Source organism: Virgibacillus carmonensis (genome assembly GCF_057836705.1).
Genome location: NZ_JBYQFJ010000166.1, coordinates 1 through 699 on the forward strand (window position 1 = coordinate 1; position 699 = coordinate 699).

Here is a 699-nt window from a genome sequence, read left to right on the forward strand (position 1 = left end):
GGAAATCCGGGACCGACAGTTAAAGTCTGGATGGGAGAAGATTATAAAGCTGAAACAGATGCAAAAGCATCTTTATTTTCCTGTGATTATAATCCCTGAAGCCGTAAAAGGTTTTGGGGATTTTTATTGTATGTATAGTTTTTCTACAGGAAAACAGGCTTATCCTTCATCACGAGATATAGGATTGATACACAGATGAAGGAGGAGATTGATGATGCAACAATCATCGCGTTTAGTTAAATTAATTATTCTGGCACTACTGGGGACAATATCGCTATTATTATTTTTCTTGAACTTTCCAATCCCATTTTTACCGCCATATCTAAAAATCGATTTCAGTGAGGTTCCCGCACTTATTGCTGCGTTAATTTTCTCACCGCTTGCCGGGGTCCTGGTGGAGGCAATTAAGAACCTTTTATACTTGGTTGTTTCCGGAGCAGGCGATCCAATAGGTGTTGCTGCCAACTTTTTAGCCGGTGTCTTGTTTATCGTTCCAGTCGCTATGCTTTATCATAAATATAAAGGTGTGAAAAGTATTGTTTCCGGATTGGTAACTGGTACCATCATTATGGCAGCTGGTATGAGTATATTGAACTATTTTGTGATATTGCCAGCGTATGCATGGTTTATCGGGGCTCCTGGAATGACAGAAAGCACTGCAAAATCAGTTGCAGTATTTGCGGGAGTATTACCATTCAG

1 protein-coding gene is annotated in these 699 nt (G+C 39.9%); it reads left to right on the forward strand.

The window, feature by feature from the left end:
• Window positions 1–214: 214 nt before the first annotated feature.
• A partial coding sequence (locus AC3G7N_RS21165; protein ID WP_489424115.1) for an ECF transporter S component occupies window positions 215–699 on the forward strand: 485 nt, incomplete at its 3' end.